Genomic DNA, 18,278 nt, shown 5'->3' on the forward strand with positions numbered 1-18,278 from the left:
TACAAAGCGGTTCGGCGAGCTTCGTGTGCCGAAACACCGTGGAAACCGCCTCCTCTTTGGAAAGCTTGAATACGTGCTTGCAATAGTCTGCCCGGGCCAGGGTTCCCAAACGCCCGGATTCCTCAATCCCTGGCTCGAGGTCCCCGGTGTGCCCGAACACCTCGGACTGCTCAGCGACATCGCCCAGCTGGACCTTCTCACGCACGGCACCGTGTCGGATGAGGAGACCATCAAGGACACCGCCGTCGCCCAGCCGCTGATCGTGGCCGCGGGCCTGCTGGCCGCCCGCGCCCTGACCGCCGAGGAGCCCCTCGACCTGTCCACCGTCGTCGCCGGCCACTCGGTGGGTGAGATTACGGCGTCCGCCATCGCCGGCGCGCTGACCGAGAACGATGCCATGAACTTCGTGCGTGAGCGGGCCAACGCCATGGCGCGCGCCGCCGCCCAGACCCCGACCGGCATGAGCGCCGTGCTCGGCGGCGATGCGGACGAAGTGCTCGCCGCGATCGAAGCAGCCGGACTCACCCCGGCCAACGCCAATGGCGGCGGCCAGACGGTCGCCGCCGGCACGCTCGAACAACTGCAGGCGTTCGCCGCGAATCCGCCGGCCAAGGCGCGGGTGATCCCGCTGAAGGTCGCCGGCGCCTTCCACACCGAACACATGGCCCCGGCGGTCAGCGCCCTGGAAACCCTGCGTCCCCAGCTGAAGCCGGCCCTGCCGTCGCTGACCCTGCTCTCCAATTACGACGGCGAACCGGTCTTCGGCGGCGACGAGAACCTGGACAGCCTGATCGCTCAGGTGTCGCGCCCGGTCCGCTGGGACAAGTGCATGGAGAAGCTCGTGTCCGTCGGCGTCACCGGACTGCTGGAACTGCCGCCGGCCGGTACGCTGGCCGGGCTGGCGAAGCGCGGCATGAAGGGCGTGGCAGCCATGGCCCTGAAGTCGCCGGAAGACCTGGAAGCGGCCCGCGCCTTCATCGCCGAGCACACCGAACAGACCCCCGTCCTGAACAGCACGTCTGGAGAATCCGAGCAGTGAGCACACCCGTCATCCAGCAGACCCCGCTACGCGACTTCACGCGCATCCTGGGCATCGGAGCGTACCGTCCGGACGTCATCGTCACCAACGACGACGTCTGCCAGTGGATCGACTCCTCCGACGAATGGATTCGCCAGCGGACCGGGATCGTCACCCGTCACCGGGCGGACGCCAACACGTCCGTGCTGGACATGGCCGAAGGCGCCGCCAAGGAAGCGATGGCACAGGCCGGCATCACCGGCGACCAGCTCGGGGCCGTCCTCGTCTCCACCGTCTCCCATCCCTACGCCACGCCGTCGGCCGCCGCGGCCCTGGCCGACCGGATCGGCGCCACCCCGGCTCCCGCCTTCGACATCTCCGCCGCTTGCGCCGGATACTGCTACGGCATCGCGCAGGCCGACGCCCTGGTGCGCTCCGGCACCGCCGACTACGTGCTGGTGGTCGGCGCGGAAAAGCTCTCCGACGTCATCGACAACACCGAGCGGACGATCTCCTTCCTGCTCGGCGACGGCGCCGGCGCCGTCATCGTGGGCCCGTCCGACACCCCGGGCATCAGCAAGCCGGTCTGGGGCTCCGACGGCAGCAAGTGGGACACCATCAGCATGACCCACTCGCTCAACCACGTCCGCGAGCTCTCGCTGGCCGCAGAGGCCGCCGGCTCGCTCTCGGCCGTCTCGGACACCTTCGACGAGACGGACAGCAAGCTCTGGCCCACGCTGCGCCAGGACGGGCCGTCCGTGTTCCGCTGGGCGGTCTGGGAAATGGCGAAGGTAGCCAAGCAGGCGCTCGAGGCGGCCGGCCTGCAGCCCCAGGACCTCGCCGCCTTCGTGCCGCACCAGGCGAACATGCGCATCATCGACGAGATGGTCAAGCAGCTGAAGCTGCCCGAGAGCGTGGTCGTGGCGCGCGACATCGCCGATGCCGGCAACACCTCGGCGGCGTCCATCCCCTTGGCCACGCACCGCCTGTTGCAGGAGAACCCCGCGCTCTCCGGCGGGTTCGCCCTGCAGATCGGCTTCGGCGCCGGGCTGGTCTTCGGCGCGCAGGTCATCGTCCTGCCGTAGACTGCCTTGCGGTAGTCGGGCCTCCCCTACAATCCCACCAGAACCAGGCCGCAGACCGCGGTTTGACACCCCGTCCGGACACCGTCCGGCAGCACAAGAAAAGGAGCCACCATGGCTAGCAACGAAGAAATCCTGGCCGGACTGGCCGAGATCGTCAACGAAGAGACCGGCCTGGCCCCGGAGGCTGTCGAGCTGGACAAGTCCTTCACCGATGACCTGGACATCGATTCCATCTCGATGATGACCATCGTGGTCAACGCCGAGGAAAAGTTCGGCGTGCGCATCCCGGACGAAGAGGTCAAGAACCTCAAGACCGTCGGTGACGCCGTCAACTTCATCGTCAACGCCCAGGCTTAGTTCCGCGCCGCCCGGGGGCTTCCCGGGACTCGGCGGCCGGCGGGTGACCCCCGGTCCGGCCGCCGCACCGGATTTATTGCCCAATCACTATTGAGAGAATGAATCAATGGCACGCAAAGTAGTCATCACCGGCCTCGGCGCCACCACCCCGATCGGCGGCGACGTCCCCACGATGTGGCGGAATGCGCTCAAGGGCGTTTCCGGGGCCCGTACCCTCGAAGATGATTGGGTAGCCCAGTACGAACTGCCGGTGACGTTCGCCGCCCAGGCCAGCAACCGCCCGGACGAAGTACTGACCCGGGTCGAAGCCAAGCGGATGGACCCCTCCACCCAGTTCGCCGTGGTGGCGGCCCGTGAGGCTTGGAAAGACTCCGGCATTGAAGAGGTTGACCACGACCGCCTGGCCGTGGCTTTCGCCACCGGTATCGGCGGCGTGTGGACGCTGCTGGACGCGTGGGACACGCTGCGCGACCGCGGGCCGCGGCGGGTGCTGCCGATGACGGTGCCGATGCTGATGCCGAACGGCCCGGCCGCGGCCGTGAGCATGGACCTGGGAGCCCGCGCCGGCGCCCACACCCCGGTCTCCGCCTGCGCTTCCGGCACCGAAGCCATGGCCTTGGGCATCGACCTGATCCGCGCCGGCAAGGCCGACGTGGTCATGACCGGCGGCGCCGAGGCCGCGATCCACCCCATGCCGATCGCGGCGTTCAGCGCGATGCAGGCCCTGTCCAGGCGCAATGACGACCCCGAACGTGCCTCGCGCCCGTACGACCTGGACCGGGACGGCTTCGTGATGGGCGAAGGCGCCGGCGCGCTGGTGCTCGAGGCCGAGGAACATGCCCTGGCCCGCGGTGCCCGCATCTATGCCGAGCTTGCCGGCTCCGGCGTCACCGCCGATGCCTACCACATCACCGCCCCCGATCCCGAGGGACTGGGCGCCACCCGCGCGCTGAAGGCCGCGATGTTCGACGCCCGGGCACAGGCGACCGACGTGGTGCACGTCAACGCCCACGCCACGTCCACCCCTGTCGGCGACAAGCCGGAATACACTGCTTTGAAGGCCGCGCTCGGAGACCATGTCGACAACGTTGCGGTCTCCGCGACCAAGTCGCAGACCGGCCACCTGCTCGGCGCGTCTGGTGCCGTGGAGTCCGTGATGACCGTATTGGCCGTCTACGAACGCCGCGCTCCGGCCACGATCAACCTGGAGAACCAGGACCCGGAGATTCCGCTGGACGTGGTCACCTCGTCCCGCGACCTGCCGCAGGGCGACATCGTCGCGTTGAACAACTCCTTCGGGTTCGGCGGCCACAACGCCGTCGTCGTGTTCCGCAACGTCTGACGGTTCATTCCGGTGCTTGCCTGCGGGCAGCACGAAAGGGAGGGCGGCCGGTTTTCACCGGCCGCCCTCCCTTTTTGCGTGGATGGAGGAGGGAGGGAAGAGCCGGCGTCAGCCGACCTGGTGCAGCCAGCGGACGGGGGCGCCTTCAGCGGCGTGGCGGAAAGGCTCGAGTTCTTCGTCCCATGCCTCGCCCAGGGCGAGGGACAGTTCGTGGTAGACGGCTGCGGGATCGCCGGCACCGGCTTCGTAGGCGTAGCGGATGCGGTCCTCGCTCACCATGATGTTTCCGTGGACGTCGGTCATGGCGTGGAAAATGCCGAGTTCGGGCGTGTGCGACCAGCGGCCGCCGTCCACCCCGGCGCTCGGCTCTTCGGCGACTTCATAGCGCAAATGGGCCCAGCCGCGCAGGGCAGAGGCCAGCATGGCGCCGGTCCCCTGCGCGCCGACCCACGACAGCTCGGCCCGGTACATTCCGGGCGCGGCAGGCTGCGGGGTCCACTCGAGATCCGTTCGCTTGTCCACGACGGATCCGACGGCCCACTCGATATGCGGGCACAGTGCCGAAGGTGCTGAATGCACAAACAGCACTCCACGCGTCATCACAACAGACATCCCATCCTCCATTTGCTGTAGGTACGTCTTCCCCAACGACCTTCAGCCTGTCAACGGATGGAACTTGTCAGTACTGCTGTTTCCGACGCTTCGTTCCTCATTGTGCCGTACGGCATCGAATTGCGCCAGTGTAACTACCAATGTGTTATGGCGTGTCGCCGGTTCCGCCAGTGCAGCCGGTCCGGGGGCTCCCCGGGGCGGCCGCGTTCCGGGCGGGCGGCCGGTCCCGCCCGCCGCTGCTGTCCGCGATCAGGCCCGCGGGTGCGCCTGCTGGTAGCTGCGGCGCAGCCGGTCCACGGAGACGTGGGTGTAGAGCTGGGTGGTCGCCAAAGTGCTGTGGCCGAGGATCTCCTGGACGGCCCGCAGGTCCGCTCCCCCATCCAACAGGTGCGTGGCGGCGCTGTGCCGGAGGGCGTGCGGCCCGGTGGCCGAGGTGTCGCCGAGCAGGCCGAAGAGCCTCGCCGCGACGGAGCGCACCTGGCGCGGGTCCACGCGCCTGCCGCGTTGGCCGAGGAACAGGGCCGGACCGCTTTCCGCGGTGGCGAGCCTGGGCCTGCCGCGGCGCAGCCAGTCGTCCATGGCGACGGCGGCCGGCAGTCCAAACGGAACGGTGCGTTCCTTGTTGCCCTTGCCGAGCACTCGGATGGTCCGGCGTTCGTTGTCCACTTCGTCGATGTCCAGGCCCGCGAGTTCGCTGACGCGGATTCCGGTGGCATAGAGCAGTTCGATCATCGCCCGGTCCCGCAGGGGCATCGGCTCCCCCTTGGCGGCTTCCTCGGCGAGCGTTCGGAACAGCTCGTCGACCTGGGCCGGGCGCAGCACGGTGGGCAGCGAGCCGGCGCGTTTGGGCGCCTTCAGCCGGAGCGACGGATCGGTGTGGATGAGCTCTTCCCGCAACGCCCAGCCCATAAACGTGCGGGCGGTGGCCGTGCGCCGCGCCAGCGTGGATCGGGCCATGCCGGCTCCGTTCATCGCGCCCAGCCAGGACCGCAGGGTCCCGAGGGTGATGTCCGGCAGCTCCCGGGCACCGGTTTCCGCTGCGTAGCCGAGCAGGTGCCGGACGTCGGTCGCATAGGCGCGGATGGTATGTTCCGAGCGCGCCCGTTCCGCCTTCAGATAGCGGGCGAAGCCATCGAGGGCCGCGTCAAAGGCCTGCGGGAGCGGCTCGGTGCCCTGCGGTTCGGGTTGGTCTGCAGAGCTCATCCCCTCACTTTGCTGGTCCGGCCCGCCGAACTCAAGGAGGCGCACGGGGGCACGGCTGAATTGCCGCCGCGCTCCTTCCCTGTGTCCTACTCAGTCCCGCCGCCCCCGGCGCCAGCCGGTGGCGTCCTGGACGGCCAGTCCTGCCGCTTCCAACCGGCCGAGCCCCGCGAGGACGGTGCGGACCGGGATGCCCGCGACCGTGGCGAGCTTGTCCACGGTGCTTCCCCGGCGAACCGGCAGGGCGTCGAGCAGCAGCAGGTCGTCCACGCCGAGTCCGTCGTGGTCGGCGAGCACCTCTTGGCCCCCGGCGGGCACTGTTCCCAGCGGTCCCGCGAGCTCGGCTGCCTCTGCGGCATCCGTGACGGCAGTTGCGCTCCCGTCGCGCAGCAGCCGATGGGTACCGGCCGAGTTCGCGCTGTAGACGGATCCGGGGACGGCGCCTACGCCGCGGCCCAGCCCCGCGGCGTGATGGGCAGTATTCAGTGCCCCGGAGCGCCAGCGGGCCTCCACCACGATGGTTGCGGCGGCCAACGCCGCGATGAGCCGGTTTCGTTGCAGGAATCTCCAACGTGTTGGTGCGGTGCCGGGCGGCACTTCGGCCAGCAGGATCCCCCGGTTGGCGATGGCGCGGAGCAGTTCTTCGTTTCCGGCCGGGTAGTACCGGTCCAGGCCGCCGGCCATGACCGCCATGGTGGCGACATGTTCGGTCTCCGCCGCCAGGGCCGACCGATGGGCCTGCGCGTCGATCCCGTAGGCCCCGCCGGAGATCACGCAATAGCCGCGCTGCGCGAGTCCGCTGCTGATGTCGCCGGTCACCTGGTTGCCGTAATTCGTGCTGTCCCGGGAACCGACAACGGCCACCGTTGTCCGGACGTCCGGGATGCCGTCCGTGAACCTTCCCCGCGCCCAGAGGCAGAGCGGTTCGCCCAGCCCGAGGTCTTTCAACGCGGCCGGCCACACGGCGTCTCCGGGTATGAGCACGGTGCCGCCTAGCCTGCCGATCACGGCCAGGTCGCGTTCGGGCGCAAGGTCCTTGATGCGCGGTGCCCACCGCTCGAGGGCGTCGCTGAGCGGCTGGGCGTTGCCGGCAGAGGGTACGCGGTCGAGGGCGCGCAGCAATTCCGCCTGCAGACCGTGCCCGGCCTTGATCTGGCCGGTGGCGACCCTGAGGGCGTCGTGGGCGCCGGCAGCAGCGACCAGAGCCTGGCCGATCCAGTCAGACGGCTCCATCAGCCGTGACAGCGCCGCCCTGTCAAGGCGTTCGTCGGTGGACGGCAGTTGCGTCATTCTGGTCATCTCCTCCTGGCCTGCGGCCGCAGATGGGGACGGCATGGTCACGCCGCCTTGACCTGTTGGCGGAGAGCCAGCGCCGTGCCGACGCAGTCCCGGTCCGGTCGGTCCAGGCCGGACAGGTCGGCGAGCGTCCACGCAACGCGCAGGACCCGCGAGTAGCCACGGCCGGTCAGCACTCCGCATTCCATGGCCCGGTCCAGGTCCCTGGTGATAGCGGCCGGAGGCCGCAGCTTTCCGGTCAACAGTTCGCCGCTGATCTCCGCGTTCAACCCGATGCCCCACGGCTGCAGCCTCGCCCGCTGTGCCGTCCGTGCCACCGCTACCCGGGCGGCGACGGCCGCGCTGTCTTCCCGCCGCGTACCCGTGGCCATCATCCCCACTGTCAGCCGTGGCAGAGTGAGCTGCAGATCGATGCGATCGGTCAAGGGGTTGGAGAGTTTGCCAAAGTAGCGGCGCCTCTGGTCGGGCGTGCAGGTGCATTCCAAACCCTTGCCGCCGGAGAGCCCGCACGGGCAGGGGTTCGCCGCCATGACGAGCTGGAAACGGGCCGGGTAGGTGGCGCTGCCCGCCGCGCGGTGTACCACCAGCCGCCCGCTCTCCAGCGGCTGGCGCAACGCGTCGAGCACCTGCCGGTCGTATTCGGGTGCCTCGTCCATGAACAGCACTCCGCGGTGTGCCCGCGAGGCCGCTCCCGGGCGGGGCATGCCGGAGCCGCCCCCGATGATGGAGACCGCCGTTGCCGTGTGGTGCGGGCTCTCGTACGGCGGCCGCCGTACCAGCTCGGTCAGCGGGGCGGCCGTGGCGCTCAGGGAGTGGATGGCGGTGACCTCCATGGCATGGTGGTCGGGAAGATCGGGCAGGATGCCCGGCAACCGTTCGGCGAGCATCGTCTTGCCGGCACCTGGCGGACCGACGAGCAGCAAATGATGGCCGCCCGCAGCGGCGACTTCCAGCGCCGCCCGGGCTTCATGCTGCCCGGCCACGTCCGCCAGGTCGGGGGCGGGCGCGGGAGGTGCTGCGGCCGGGACGGACGGGCTTAGCCGCTCCGGCGGGCCGGGATTCAGCCGGTTCGCGTCGCCGCCGAAGGCCATCAAGACCTCAACCAGGTTGCTGAAGCTGCGCACCCGGGCCCCGGGCACCAGCGCGGCCTCGGCGGCGTTGGCGTCGGCGACGACAACATGCGGATACCCGGCTTCGACGGCCGCCATCACCGCCGGCAGTACACCCCTGACCGGCCGGAGCCTCCCGTCGAGGCCCAGCTCAGCGAGGAAGATGTTGCGGCCGCTGGGCCGGACGTCCCCCGCCGCCTGGAGCGAGGCCATCAGGATGGCCAGGTCGAAGCCGGAGCCCTTCTTCGGCAGCGAAGCGGGGACAAGGTTGACGGTGATCTTCCGCCTGCTGAGCGGGACCCCGGCGTTCTTCGCCGCGGCCTTGATCCGTTCCTTGGCCTCGGTCAGGGCCGCGTCCGGCAGCCCCAGGAGAACGAAGGCCGGGAGGGTCTGGCCGATGTCCGCTTCGACCTCGACGATGTGCCCGTTCAGGCCCACCAGCGCCACCGAGAATGTCCGTCCGAGCCCCATCAGCCGACGCCCTTCAGATACTCGATCACGGGCCAGCGCCCCTGCCCGTAGAGCACCGCGACGGCGTCCACCCTCATCGCCGTGCCGGTCATGCCGTGGTCGCGCAGCCACTGGTGCCCCAGGATGTGGAGTCGGCGGACCTTGGCGTCGGTGATGGCTTCGAAGGGGTGGCCGTAGTCGGTGCTGCGCCGGGTCTTGACCTCGGAGACCACGATGGTCGCCCCGTCCACGGAGACGATGTCCAGTTCGCCGTCGGGGCTGCGCCAGTTTCGGTCGATGACACGCTGGCCGGCGCCGGAAAGATAGGACGCGGCCATCTCCTCACCGCGTCGGCCCAGGTCGTCTTTCGCTCTCATGCCCTCCAGCGTGGCGGCGGACGGCGGAGGGCAGCTTCACGTGACCCCCGGGATGTGGAAATCCGGCCGCGTGCGGCGGCCTGTGCAGGGCAGGGCGGCAGCCTCCGTTACGCTGAAGAAGTGATGCGCAGCACACCCCGGCCTGCGCTCCATGTCAGCCACCGGTTCAGCCTCTCGTCGCGCGCAAGCGGGCGCCGGCCTGCTGCACGGACAGGAACGGCCCGGGGCGCAGGAAGGACATTGCAGTGAGGATAACTGTCGTCGGAGCCGGTGCATGGGGTTTGCCGGCAGCGGCCGAGCTGGCCGGCCGGGGTCATCACGTCACCCTGATTGACCGCTTCGGCGTATCGAACCCCCTGTCGTCCTCTTATGGACCGACGCGCATGTGGCGCATTGCCGACCCGGACCCCGGCCGGGTCCGGCTGTCCAGGTTGGGGCTGGAGGCCATGAAGCGGCTCTCGAGCAGGGCCGGGCAACCCGTTTACCACCAAAAGGGCCTGCTGTGGCGCGACACGTTGTCGCTGCCGCGCCTGCGGTCGACCCTTCTGGCCGAAGATGTGCCCTTCGAGGAGGTCGACGCGAACAACGTTGCAGCGTTCCTGCCCGGCCTGAGGCCGGACGGCCGGGATGCCATTTGGCAGCGGGACGCCGGCGTGGTGTTGGCCGACGCGAGCCTGCAGGCTCAGTTTCGGCTATTTTCCGCGGCCGGCGGCACCTTCCTGCGCGGGGCCACGGTGTCCCAGGTTTCGGCGGCATCGGGAACCGTCAGTGCTTCCCTCTCCGATAGTCGGCGCGTCGATGCGGATGTGTTGGTGATTGCGGCCGGTCCGGGGAGCGGCGCCTTGCTCGCACAGTTTGGCTTGCCTGCGCCGCTTCGGCCGTACCTGGAGCAGGTGGTCCACTTCGGCGGCGCGCGGGGCGCCACCGACGACTATCCTTGCTTTTTCGACGGCCCAACTGACGAAGCACCGGGCATCTACGCCATGAGCAGCCCCGGCATAGGCTACAAGGTCGGCCTGGACAGTCCGCTGCGGCACTACATCGAGGGGGACGCCGACAGGTCCCCGGATGAGGTGCGCACCGGCATCATCCGCGAACGGGTGCGCCGCGACTTGCTGTCGCTGCAACCTGATGTACTCGACGCGCAGGTCTGCGTGTGGACCGACACCCCCGACGGCAGGTTCGTCGTCGATTCGCCGGTCCCCGGCGTCGTTGTTGCCTGCGGGGATGACGGCGAGGGCTTCAAGTATTCGGCGCTGATGGGCATCGTTGTCGCCGACCTGGCCGAGGACAAGCAGCCCGAGGCTGACATCAGCCCCTACCGGCTGGGTCGCTTCGAGGCCGCGGCTAGCGCCGACTGGGGTGTTCCGACCGCGCTGGGCCGCTGATCGGCCGCGGAACACCCCGCCGCACCGAGGTGCAGGTCAGGCCTCGACCGGCAGGCCGGCTGCTAACCGCGCAGCCGTTCCCCTTTCGGATCGTAGAACGGGCGCCGTGAGACTGTGGCCGCGACGAGCCGGCCCCGGCATTCGACCGTGAACGTTCCGGAGAGGTCCGTATCCGCGGCGACCGAGGCGAGCCCGACGGCGCGTCCCAGCGTGTAGCCGTAGCTGCCGCTGGTCATGCGGCCCACCGGCACGCCGTCGCAGAACACGGTCTCGTCGTGCACGAACAATGCCTCCGGGTCCTCCAGCGCCACGTAGACGGTCCGGTGTGCGGGCGCCGCCGGGTCCAGCTTGGCCACCGAGTCCCGGCCCACGAAGCCGCCCGGCTTGTCCAGCGCCACGGTGAAGCCGAGTCCTGCGGAGTACGGGTCGTCGGCGGGCCCGATGTCGTACCCGAGATGGCGGAAACCCTTCTCGCTGCGCAGCGAGTCGAGGGCGTGGTAGCCGGCCAGCCGCACGCCGAGGTCCTGGCCGGCCTCCCACAACGCGTCGAACACGTTGAGGGCCGTGTCCGTGCCCGGGTACAGCTCGTAGCCGAGTTCGCCGACGAAGCTCACCCGCAGGGCGTAGGCGAAGCCGTCGGCAACCTCCACGGTCCGTCCCTCGGTGTAGGCCTGGGCGGCGTCCGACCAGTCCTCGGGCGAGACCCGGCCGAGCAGTTCCCGGCTCTTCGGTCCCATGACCCCTATCGTCGCCAGGCCGGCCGTGGCATCGAAGACCGCGGCCGCCTTGCCTTGCGCCAGCCGCCGCAGGTACCCGAGCGTCTTGTCCTGGCTGAAGGCGGGCGTCACCACGAGGAACCGGTCCTCCCCGAGCCTGGTGACGGTGCCGTCCAGCTCGATCCCCCCGGCCTCGTTGAGCATCAGGGTGTAGACGGCCTTGCCGACGCGGACGTCGACGTCTGCCGTGCAAGCCTGCTGACAAACCGACAGCGCGTCCGGACCTGCCACTTCGATCTTCGCGAAGGAGCTCAGGTCAAACAGCACCACCCCTTCCCGTGCGCCACGGTGCTCCTCGGCTACACGGTCGAACCAGTTCTGCCGGCCGTAGCTGTACTCATACTGCGGCGCGGTCCCGGGGTCACCGTACCAGTTGGCCCGTTCCCAGCCGTTGAGCTCCCCGAAGCAGGCGCCGAGTTCGGCGAGCCGGGCGTGCAGCGGCGAGCGCCGCACGTTTCGGGCCGTGGCAGGCTGCAGCTGCGGCCAGTGCATGGCGTAGAGGCGTCCGAGCCCCTCCCGGGTCCGGGCGTGGAGGTAGCGCCGGTTGCTCTGGTGCCGCGAGAACCGCTGGACGTCCACCGCGGCCGCGTCGAAGCCGGGTGATCCGGAGATCACCCACTCGGCCAGTTCCCGACCGGCGCCGGGGGCGAAAATGATGCCCTGGGAGTTGAAGCCGGCCGCGACAAAGAGGTTGCGCACCTCGGACGTTTCCCCGAGGACGAAGTTGGAATCCGGGGTGAAGCTTTCCGGGGCATTGAGGAAGCGGTCGTAACGGCTCTGCGCCAGTGCCGGCACCGCCGCCTCCGCCTTGCCGCGGATCGTCGCGAAGTGTTCCCAGTCGGCCTCGAACTCCGCGAAACCGCTTCTGCCGATCCCGCTCACCGGCCGCGGCAACCCGTCGGGCTCGAAGGCGCCGACCAGCAGCCGCCCCGAATCGTGTCGGATGTAGTAGCTGTTGTCCAGATCCCGGAAGACCGGCAGCTCGGGCACGGCGCCGTCGATCTCCCCGCTCCGCACGTGCACGTGCTCGGCGGCATACAGCGGCACATGCGCCCCGGCGGTCGCGGCCAGGTCGCGTGTCCACAGCCCGCAGGCGAGGATCACCCGTTCGGCCTCTATGGTCCCCTGATCCGTGACGACGCCCGTCACCCCGCCCCGGCCGTGGCGGATGCCGGTGACGGACACGTTTTCGCGCAGGGCGACGCCGAGCCCGTGGGCAAGTTTGGCGAAGGACAGCGCCGCATACCCGGGGTTGATGTGCCCGTCGTCGGGCAGGTAGAGCGCGCCGAGTACTCCGTCGGTCCGGGCCAGCGGCCACAGCCGGCCCAGGCCGGCCGCATCCAGGATCTCCGCCTCCGTGCCGTTCTGGCGGGCCACGTCGCAGGCGTAGTGCATTTCATCCACCCGGCCGGCGGTCCGCGCCACCATCACCGAGCCGGATTGCTGGAACGAGACGTCGAGCCCGGAGCGTTCTTCGAGCGTGCCGTAGGTCTCGAGGCCGTACCTTGCCAGCTTGGTCATCGCCGTCGTCGTCCTCCCGCCGGTCACCAGGCCTGCCGCGTGCCACGTGGTGCCGCTGCCCAGGACGTTGGCTTCGAGCAGGACGACGTCCGTCTCCCCCGAGGCCGCCAGGTGATAGGCAATGCTGGCCCCGATGATTCCCCCGCCGACGACGACGGTGCGCGCGCGGGGGGGCAGCGGCCCGCGGGCCTCATCGGTGAAGGCTGCCGCGCTGATGGTGCGGTCTACGAGCCGGTCCATGGTTTTCCTCGCTTCTGTCGGCAGCAGGTCAGGGGCCCGCCGTGCGGTCCACGGGCCCGCCGCGGATGGGGCACTCGGGCCGCTGTCGTTCCCGTTAATAATGAATTATTGTGAACGGTATCACAGCACATCGAAGGGAAAACATGAGCCCCGTTGCCGCCCCGGGCCGCGCGCTGACCGTCGAGGATCAGCCGCGGCGCCGCCTCATCCTCGAGGCGGCGGAACGCCTGCTGGCGGCCCGCGGATTCGACGGAATCCGCCTGCGGGACATCTCCACGGAAGCGGGAATCTCCATTGGAATGATCCAGCACTACTTCCCCAGCCGGGACGCCGTGGTCCGCGAAATGCTCGTCACCGCGTGTGAGCGCAGGGCGACGGAATGGCAGCTGCCCGCGCAGCGGCAGGAGGACCCGGCCGCGAAAATCCGGGCGCTCCTCGCCGGCGCGGTCACGGATCCGGAGCACTGCACCGTCTGGCTGGAATCCTGCGCGGCGGCCAGCAGGCACGGGGCGGTGCAACCCGTTGTGCTGCACACCAACACCCTGTGGCGGAAGGCGCTGGCCGCAACAATTGCCGAAGGCACGGATGCCGGCCGCTTCACCCCCGCGCTCCCGGTGGAACAGATCGTGGACACCCTGGTCGCACTCATCGACGGCCTGATCATGGCCGTGGCCACGAAGGACCCGAAAATCACGCCGGACTACACCAAGTCGCTGCTGCTGGCGGCGGCGCGCCTTCAGCTCGGCGCCGACCTCGGCGAGTGAGGCCCCCAGGAAGCGGACGGGGTTTTTGGCCCGAGCCCCGAGACGCGGCTCACAAAAAATCGGTGAAACGCTTGTTTTCGGCTGAACACCCGGGCTAGGGTCTACTAAACACGGTGATAAGTGACATAAATCACCGCATTAGGAAGACTAAAGGAGGTGTTCGATGAGCGGTACGGCGGACAACGAGCAGCCGATCGGCCAGCGCATTCGTGCGGCACGGGAACTGCGGAGCATCTCGCTGCGCAGCCTGGCCCAGCTGACCGGCGTCAGCTCGGGTTTCCTGAGCCAGCTGGAAAACGCGCACTCGAACGCCAGCGTCGCCACGCTCAAGAAGATCGCGGAAGCCCTCGGAACGACGACGGCGGAGCTGATCGACGGCACCAGGCCCGAGGGCCGGGTACTGCGCAAGGCCGACCGGCCGGTTTTCCATGCCGGCGACGGCCTCAACAAGTACCTGCTCACCGGCTCCCCGCAGCGGAACCTGGAGGTCTACGCCGGCGAACTCGACATGCACGGCGGGACCGGCGAGGAACTGTACGCCCACGGGAATGCGCAGGAGGTCCTCGTCTGCCTGAAGGGGCGGGTGGAGGTCCGCTTCTCCGGCGAGTCCCATGTCCTGGAAGGCGGGGACAGCGTCGAATACCTCTCGTCCGCGCCGCACGGCCTTCGGAACCTGGCCCACGGCACGTCCGAGGTCATGTGGATCATCAGCCCTCCAACCATCTAAAGCAGCGGGCCGGACGGTTCGACAGCCGGCGCTTCCGCACTCAGCGTTCCACACGAAAGAGGAGAAATAATGTCAGCACTTAGCACATCCCGCCGCCGGCGGGCCCTGCCGGTTGGAATGGCGGCAGCAGTCGCGCTGCTCGTGTCGGCCTGTGGCGGTGGGGGCAGTGCCGCCTCGGCCGACATCGACCTGGGCACCGGTCCCGCGGAGGCCGGAACGGTCAAAGCCGGCGCCTTGGAGGGCCTAAACATGACCTTTGCCTCCTACGGCGGCATCTACCAGGACGGACAGATGGCGGCGGCAGTGACGCCGTTCGCCGAGGAGTCCGGGGCGAACGTCTTGTCCGATGGGCCGATGGAGTATGCGAAGATCCAGGCGCAGGTGGAGTCGAACAACGTGACGTGGGACGTCGTGGACACCGATTCGAACTGGGCGGCCGGCCAATGCGGAAAGCTCCTGCAGAAGCTGGACTACTCGATCATCGATAAGTCCAAAATCCCCGAGGGCCTGGCCAGCGACTGCTACGTGCCGGCCATGCAGTACGCGGCGGTCGTCGTGTACAACACCGAGAAGTACAGCGAGGCGCCCCAGGGCTGGGCCGATTTCTTCGATACCAAGAAGTTCCCCGGCAAGCGGGCCGTCCAGGGCGCCGACGTCGGAGGCGGCCTCCTCGAGGGCGCCCTGATCGCCGACGGGGTGGCCGAGGAAGACCTTTACCCGCTCGATGTCGAGCGGGCGCTGAAGAAGGTGGACACCATCAAGGACAGCCTCGTGTATTGGACCACGGGAGCCCAGTCGCAGCAGATGCTTGAGGCGGAGGAAGTGGACATGGCCATCGTCTGGTCCGGCCGCGCCTACGGAGCCGTGGAAAACGGAGCCCCGTTCGAGCCGGTCTGGGAGACCGGCGTCGTGGTCATGGACGTCCTGGCCGTTCCCACGAACGCCAAGAACCCGAAGGCCTCGATGGCCCTGATCAACTACGCACTCGGCAAGGAACAGCAGGAGAAACTCACCGAGGAAACGTCGTATTCCCCGGTCCACGTGGACGCCAAGCCGGCGGTGAATGAAAACGGCAAGAAGTTCCTGATCACCGAACCCGAGATCGCCGACAAGGTCCTGGTCTCCGACTTCGAATGGTGGGGCGAGAACTACGCCTCGACCCTGGAACGCTGGACGGCCTGGGTCTCCTAATGAGCAACGCAGTCAAAGACCCCGTCCGGCCGGCAGCCCCGGCCGGCCGGACGGGGAATGGCGAGGGCGGCGCAGCGCCGTCGGCCGGAAGGCGCCCGCGGCTGAGTCCGCTGCTGTTGTTGCTCCCGGCGCTGGCGCTGATGGCCGGCGTGTTCGCCTACCCGCTGGCCGAGGCGATGTGGCGCAGCGTGGCGGACCCGGTGCCCGGCACGCAGAACTACGAGTGGTTTGCCGCCAACGCCGGCAACTGGGCCGTGCTCGGGCGGACCCTGTGGGTCGCGCTGCTGTCCGCAGCCATCTGCCTGGTGCTGGCTTATCCGTACGCGTACTACATGGTGATTTCGGGCCCCAAGATGCGTGCGGCGCTGGTGGTCATAGTCCTCATACCGTTCTGGACGTCGCTGATGATCCGCAGCTTCGCGTGGATCATCCTGCTACAGGACAACGGCCTGATCAACGGCATGCTCGGGTTCCTGGGGCTGGGGCCGTTCGAGCTGATCCGCAACACCACGGGCGTCCTGATCGGCATGGTCCAGGTGCTGCTGCCGTTCATGGTGCTGCCGCTGTACGCGTCGATGCGGAACGTGGACCTGCGGCTGCTGCAGGCTTCCAGCAGCCTGGGCGCCGCTCCCTTCGTCTCCTTCACCCGGATCTTCATGCCGCTGGCCATGCCCGGCGTGGTGTCCGGCTCCCTGCTGGTCTTCATCCAGGCGCTGGGCTTCTACATCACCCCGGCGCTGCTCGGCTCGCCATCCGAGATGCTGATCTCGCAATACATCTACGTGCAGGTCAACGGCCAACTCCAGTGGGGTCGCGGCAGCGTACTGGGCGTCATCCTGCTCCTTGCCACGCTGCTGCTGCTGGGCCTGTTGGCGCTGCTGCTGCGCAAGAGCAAACGTGCCGCCGGCGATGAAGGAGGACTGCTGTGAAACATTCCGTGCTGACCCGGTCCCTGCTGCTGGTCTATGCGGGCCTGGTGGCCGCCATCTTGATCGCGCCGACCTCGATCGTCATTCCGCTCAGTTTTACGGACAAGGCCTCGCTGAGTTTCCCGCCGTCGGGCTGGTCGCTGCGCTGGTATGAGAATTTCTTCACCGACCGGGCGTGGATGTCCGCCCTCGGCAATTCGATACTGATCGCCGTCATCGTTGCCGTCGCGGCGACCGTCATAGGCACCGCGGCGTCGATGGGCCTGCAAAAGTTCGTCCGGCGCCGGGCTGCCAAGACGCTGCAGGCGCTGCTGCTGGCCCCGATCGTGGTGCCGGCGATCATCCTCGCCATCGGCATCTACGCGATCTTCCTGCGGCTGCAGATGCTGGGCACCCTGACCGGCTTCGTGCTCGCCCACACGGTCCTGGCCGTGCCGTTCGTGGTGGTCTCCGTCACGGCGGCCCTGAGCGGTTTCGATCAGCGGCTGGCGACGGCGGCCGCGAGCCTGGGCGCGAACCGATGGTCCACGTTCCTCAAGGTCATCCTGCCGTCCATCCTGCCCGGAGTCGTTTCGGGCGCGCTCTTCGCCTTCGTGACCTCGTTCGACGAGGTCGTGCTGTCGATCTTCATTAAAAGTCCGTACTTGGAAACGCTGCCCGTCAAGATGTATTCGTCCGTCACCAGGGACACGGACCCAACCATCGCGGCCGCAGCAACCTTGATCATGCTCTTGACGACAATCATCATTGCCGTCGGGCTGCTCAGTATGCGTAGGAGGAAACGTGTCCAGTAAGCTCACCGGGGCCGGCACCCGGATCGACATCCAGAATGTCACCAAGCGCTATGCCAAATCCACCGCCGTGGACGACGTCTCGCTGACCATCGAGCCGGGGGAATTCATCACCTTGCTGGGCCCGTCCGGCAGCGGCAAGACGACCACGCTGAACCTCGTTGCCGGCTTCACGGACCTGACCAGCGGCTCGATCGAGATCGACGGCCAGCGCGTGGACAACGTGCCGGCGCACAAGCGCGGGCTCGGCGTCGTTTTCCAGCACTACGCCCTGTTCCCGCACATGAGCGTCGCCGAGAACATTGCGTTTCCGCTGCAGCAGCGCAAGACCCCTAAGTCCGAACAGCAAACGCTGATTGCCGAGGCACTCAAGACCGTCGGCCTGTCCGGCTATGAGGACCGCTACCCGCGCGAACTCTCCGGAGGCCAGCAGCAGCGCGTCGCCTTCGCCCGCGCCATGGTCTTCAACCCCCGGGCGCTGCTCATGGACGAGCCGCTGGGCGCGCTGGACAAGAACCTGCGCGAGAAGCTGCAGCTGGAGATCAAGCGGATCCACCAGGAAGTCGGCCGCACCTTCGTCTTCGTCACCCATGACCAGGAAGAAGCCCTGATCCTCAGCGACCGCATCGCCATCTTCAACAACGGCAGGATCGAGCAGGTCGGTACGAGTGCCGAGCTTTACGAGCGCCCCTCCAGCCTGTTCGTGGCCAAGTTCATGGGCGAGTCCACCATTTTCCGTGCCGACGTCGATGCGGCCGGCCCGGAGTGGTCCATGGACTTCCACGGGGCCAAACTCCGCGGCCCCGCCGGCCGGAGCGTCTCGGGCAAGGGTGCCCTGGTCCTGCGGCCCGAGCAGCTGCGCGTCGCCCCGAAGGCGGAGGAAGTCCCCGGCGGCGCCGTCACCGTCCCGGTCAAGGTGGTCCAGAACATCTATCTGGGCTCCGGCCACAAGTATGAACTGCAGCTGCCCGACGGCTCCACCGGCATCGTCCGCACCCCGCTGTCCGAAAGCAACGGCCTGCGGCCCGGAGACGATGCGGTCGTCTACTGGTCCGCCCGGGACGGCGTACTGCTCGAAGACTCCGACCTCGTCTCCACGACCTAG

17 protein-coding genes are annotated in these 18,278 nt (G+C 68.5%); 11 read left to right on the forward strand and 6 right to left on the reverse strand.

The features are described 5' to 3' along the window. Window positions 1-73 precede the first annotated feature (73 nt). From AC5RVV_RS03070 to fabF, 4 genes are all read left to right on the forward strand, one after another. A complete protein-coding gene (locus AC5RVV_RS03070; RefSeq protein ID WP_493999943.1) occupies window positions 74-1,039 on the forward strand; it encodes an ACP S-malonyltransferase in 966 nt (321 codons plus the stop codon). Continuing rightward, on the forward strand, window positions 1,036-2,103 hold the full coding sequence (locus AC5RVV_RS03075; protein WP_493999944.1) for a beta-ketoacyl-ACP synthase III: 1,068 nt from the start codon (window positions 1,036-1,038) through the stop codon (window positions 2,101-2,103). Before AC5RVV_RS03070 ends, AC5RVV_RS03075 begins: the two co-directional genes overlap by 4 nt. A gap of 111 nt (window positions 2,104-2,214) precedes the next feature. Next, window positions 2,215-2,460 (forward strand): acyl carrier protein, encoded by a 246-nt coding sequence (locus AC5RVV_RS03080; protein ID WP_136786952.1) that lies wholly within the window; start codon window positions 2,215-2,217, stop codon window positions 2,458-2,460. A 106-nt stretch (window positions 2,461-2,566) separates the two neighbouring features. Continuing rightward, on the forward strand, window positions 2,567-3,802 hold the full coding sequence (gene fabF / locus AC5RVV_RS03085) for a beta-ketoacyl-ACP synthase II (RefSeq protein WP_493999945.1): 1,236 nt from the start codon (window positions 2,567-2,569) through the stop codon (window positions 3,800-3,802). A gap of 108 nt (window positions 3,803-3,910) precedes the next feature. On the opposite strand, the gene AC5RVV_RS03090 is transcribed toward fabF, so the two are convergent. The 5 genes from AC5RVV_RS03090 to AC5RVV_RS03110 all read right to left on the reverse strand — a co-directional run bounded on the left by AC5RVV_RS03090 (window position 3,911) and on the right by AC5RVV_RS03110 (window position 8,846). Continuing rightward, window positions 3,911-4,414: a DUF3145 domain-containing protein gene (locus AC5RVV_RS03090; RefSeq protein WP_493977382.1), complete on the reverse strand. Its 504-nt coding sequence runs from the start codon at window positions 4,412-4,414 to the stop codon at window positions 3,911-3,913. Between the two features lie 249 nt (window positions 4,415-4,663). Beyond that, window positions 4,664-5,617, reverse strand: coding sequence for a tyrosine recombinase XerC (locus AC5RVV_RS03095; protein ID WP_493999946.1), 954 nt, complete (start codon window positions 5,615-5,617; stop codon window positions 4,664-4,666). Window positions 5,618-5,707: 90 nt separating this feature from the next. Beyond that, complete coding sequence (dprA, locus tag AC5RVV_RS03100) at window positions 5,708-6,913, reverse strand: DNA-processing protein DprA (protein ID WP_493999947.1); 1,206 nt, start codon at window positions 6,911-6,913, stop codon at window positions 5,708-5,710. A 38-nt stretch (window positions 6,914-6,951) separates the two neighbouring features. After that, the gene (locus AC5RVV_RS03105) at window positions 6,952-8,490 is read right to left on the reverse strand and encodes a YifB family Mg chelatase-like AAA ATPase (RefSeq protein WP_493999948.1); all 1,539 of its coding nucleotides are present in this window, start codon (window positions 8,488-8,490) and stop codon (window positions 6,952-6,954) included. Further along, window positions 8,490-8,846, reverse strand: a complete 357-nt coding sequence (locus AC5RVV_RS03110) for a YraN family protein (RefSeq protein WP_493999949.1) — start codon at window positions 8,844-8,846, stop codon at window positions 8,490-8,492. The genes AC5RVV_RS03105 and AC5RVV_RS03110 overlap by 1 nt, the downstream gene beginning before the upstream one ends. 245 nt (window positions 8,847-9,091) lie before the next feature. Between AC5RVV_RS03110 and AC5RVV_RS03115 the strand changes: the two genes are divergently transcribed. Further along, window positions 9,092-10,234 carry an NAD(P)/FAD-dependent oxidoreductase gene (locus AC5RVV_RS03115; protein ID WP_493999950.1) on the forward strand — a complete coding sequence of 381 codons (1,143 nt, stop codon included), beginning with the start codon at window positions 9,092-9,094 and terminating at the stop codon, window positions 10,232-10,234. A 62-nt stretch (window positions 10,235-10,296) separates the two neighbouring features. Here the strand turns inward: AC5RVV_RS03115 and AC5RVV_RS03120 are convergent, their stop codons facing one another. Next, a complete protein-coding gene (locus AC5RVV_RS03120) occupies window positions 10,297-12,771 on the reverse strand; it encodes a GcvT family protein (protein WP_493999951.1) in 2,475 nt (824 codons plus the stop codon). Window positions 12,772-12,914: 143 nt separating this feature from the next. On the opposite strand from AC5RVV_RS03120, the gene AC5RVV_RS03125 reads away from it, so the two are divergent. The 6 genes from AC5RVV_RS03125 to AC5RVV_RS03150 all read left to right on the forward strand — a co-directional run bounded on the left by AC5RVV_RS03125 (window position 12,915) and on the right by AC5RVV_RS03150 (window position 18,278). After that, the gene (locus tag AC5RVV_RS03125) at window positions 12,915-13,535 is read left to right on the forward strand and encodes a TetR/AcrR family transcriptional regulator (protein ID WP_493999952.1); all 621 of its coding nucleotides are present in this window, start codon (window positions 12,915-12,917) and stop codon (window positions 13,533-13,535) included. A 163-nt stretch (window positions 13,536-13,698) separates the two neighbouring features. Next, window positions 13,699-14,262, forward strand: a complete 564-nt coding sequence (locus tag AC5RVV_RS03130; RefSeq protein WP_493999953.1) for a helix-turn-helix domain-containing protein — start codon at window positions 13,699-13,701, stop codon at window positions 14,260-14,262. Window positions 14,263-14,331: 69 nt separating this feature from the next. Next, window positions 14,332-15,453 (forward strand): ABC transporter substrate-binding protein, encoded by a 1,122-nt coding sequence (locus tag AC5RVV_RS03135; protein ID WP_493999954.1) that lies wholly within the window; start codon window positions 14,332-14,334, stop codon window positions 15,451-15,453. Continuing rightward, window positions 15,453-16,382: an ABC transporter permease gene (locus AC5RVV_RS03140; RefSeq protein WP_493999955.1), complete on the forward strand. Its 930-nt coding sequence runs from the start codon at window positions 15,453-15,455 to the stop codon at window positions 16,380-16,382. Before AC5RVV_RS03135 ends, AC5RVV_RS03140 begins: the two co-directional genes overlap by 1 nt. Beyond that, entirely contained in the window at window positions 16,379-17,176 is a 798-nt protein-coding gene (locus tag AC5RVV_RS03145; RefSeq protein ID WP_493999956.1) for an ABC transporter permease, read from the forward strand. The genes AC5RVV_RS03140 and AC5RVV_RS03145 overlap by 4 nt, the downstream gene beginning before the upstream one ends. Next, on the forward strand, window positions 17,166-18,278 hold the full coding sequence (locus AC5RVV_RS03150; RefSeq protein ID WP_493999957.1) for an ABC transporter ATP-binding protein: 1,113 nt from the start codon (window positions 17,166-17,168) through the stop codon (window positions 18,276-18,278). The genes AC5RVV_RS03145 and AC5RVV_RS03150 overlap by 11 nt, the downstream gene beginning before the upstream one ends.

The organism is Arthrobacter sp. MDT2-34-1, assembly GCF_059091365.1.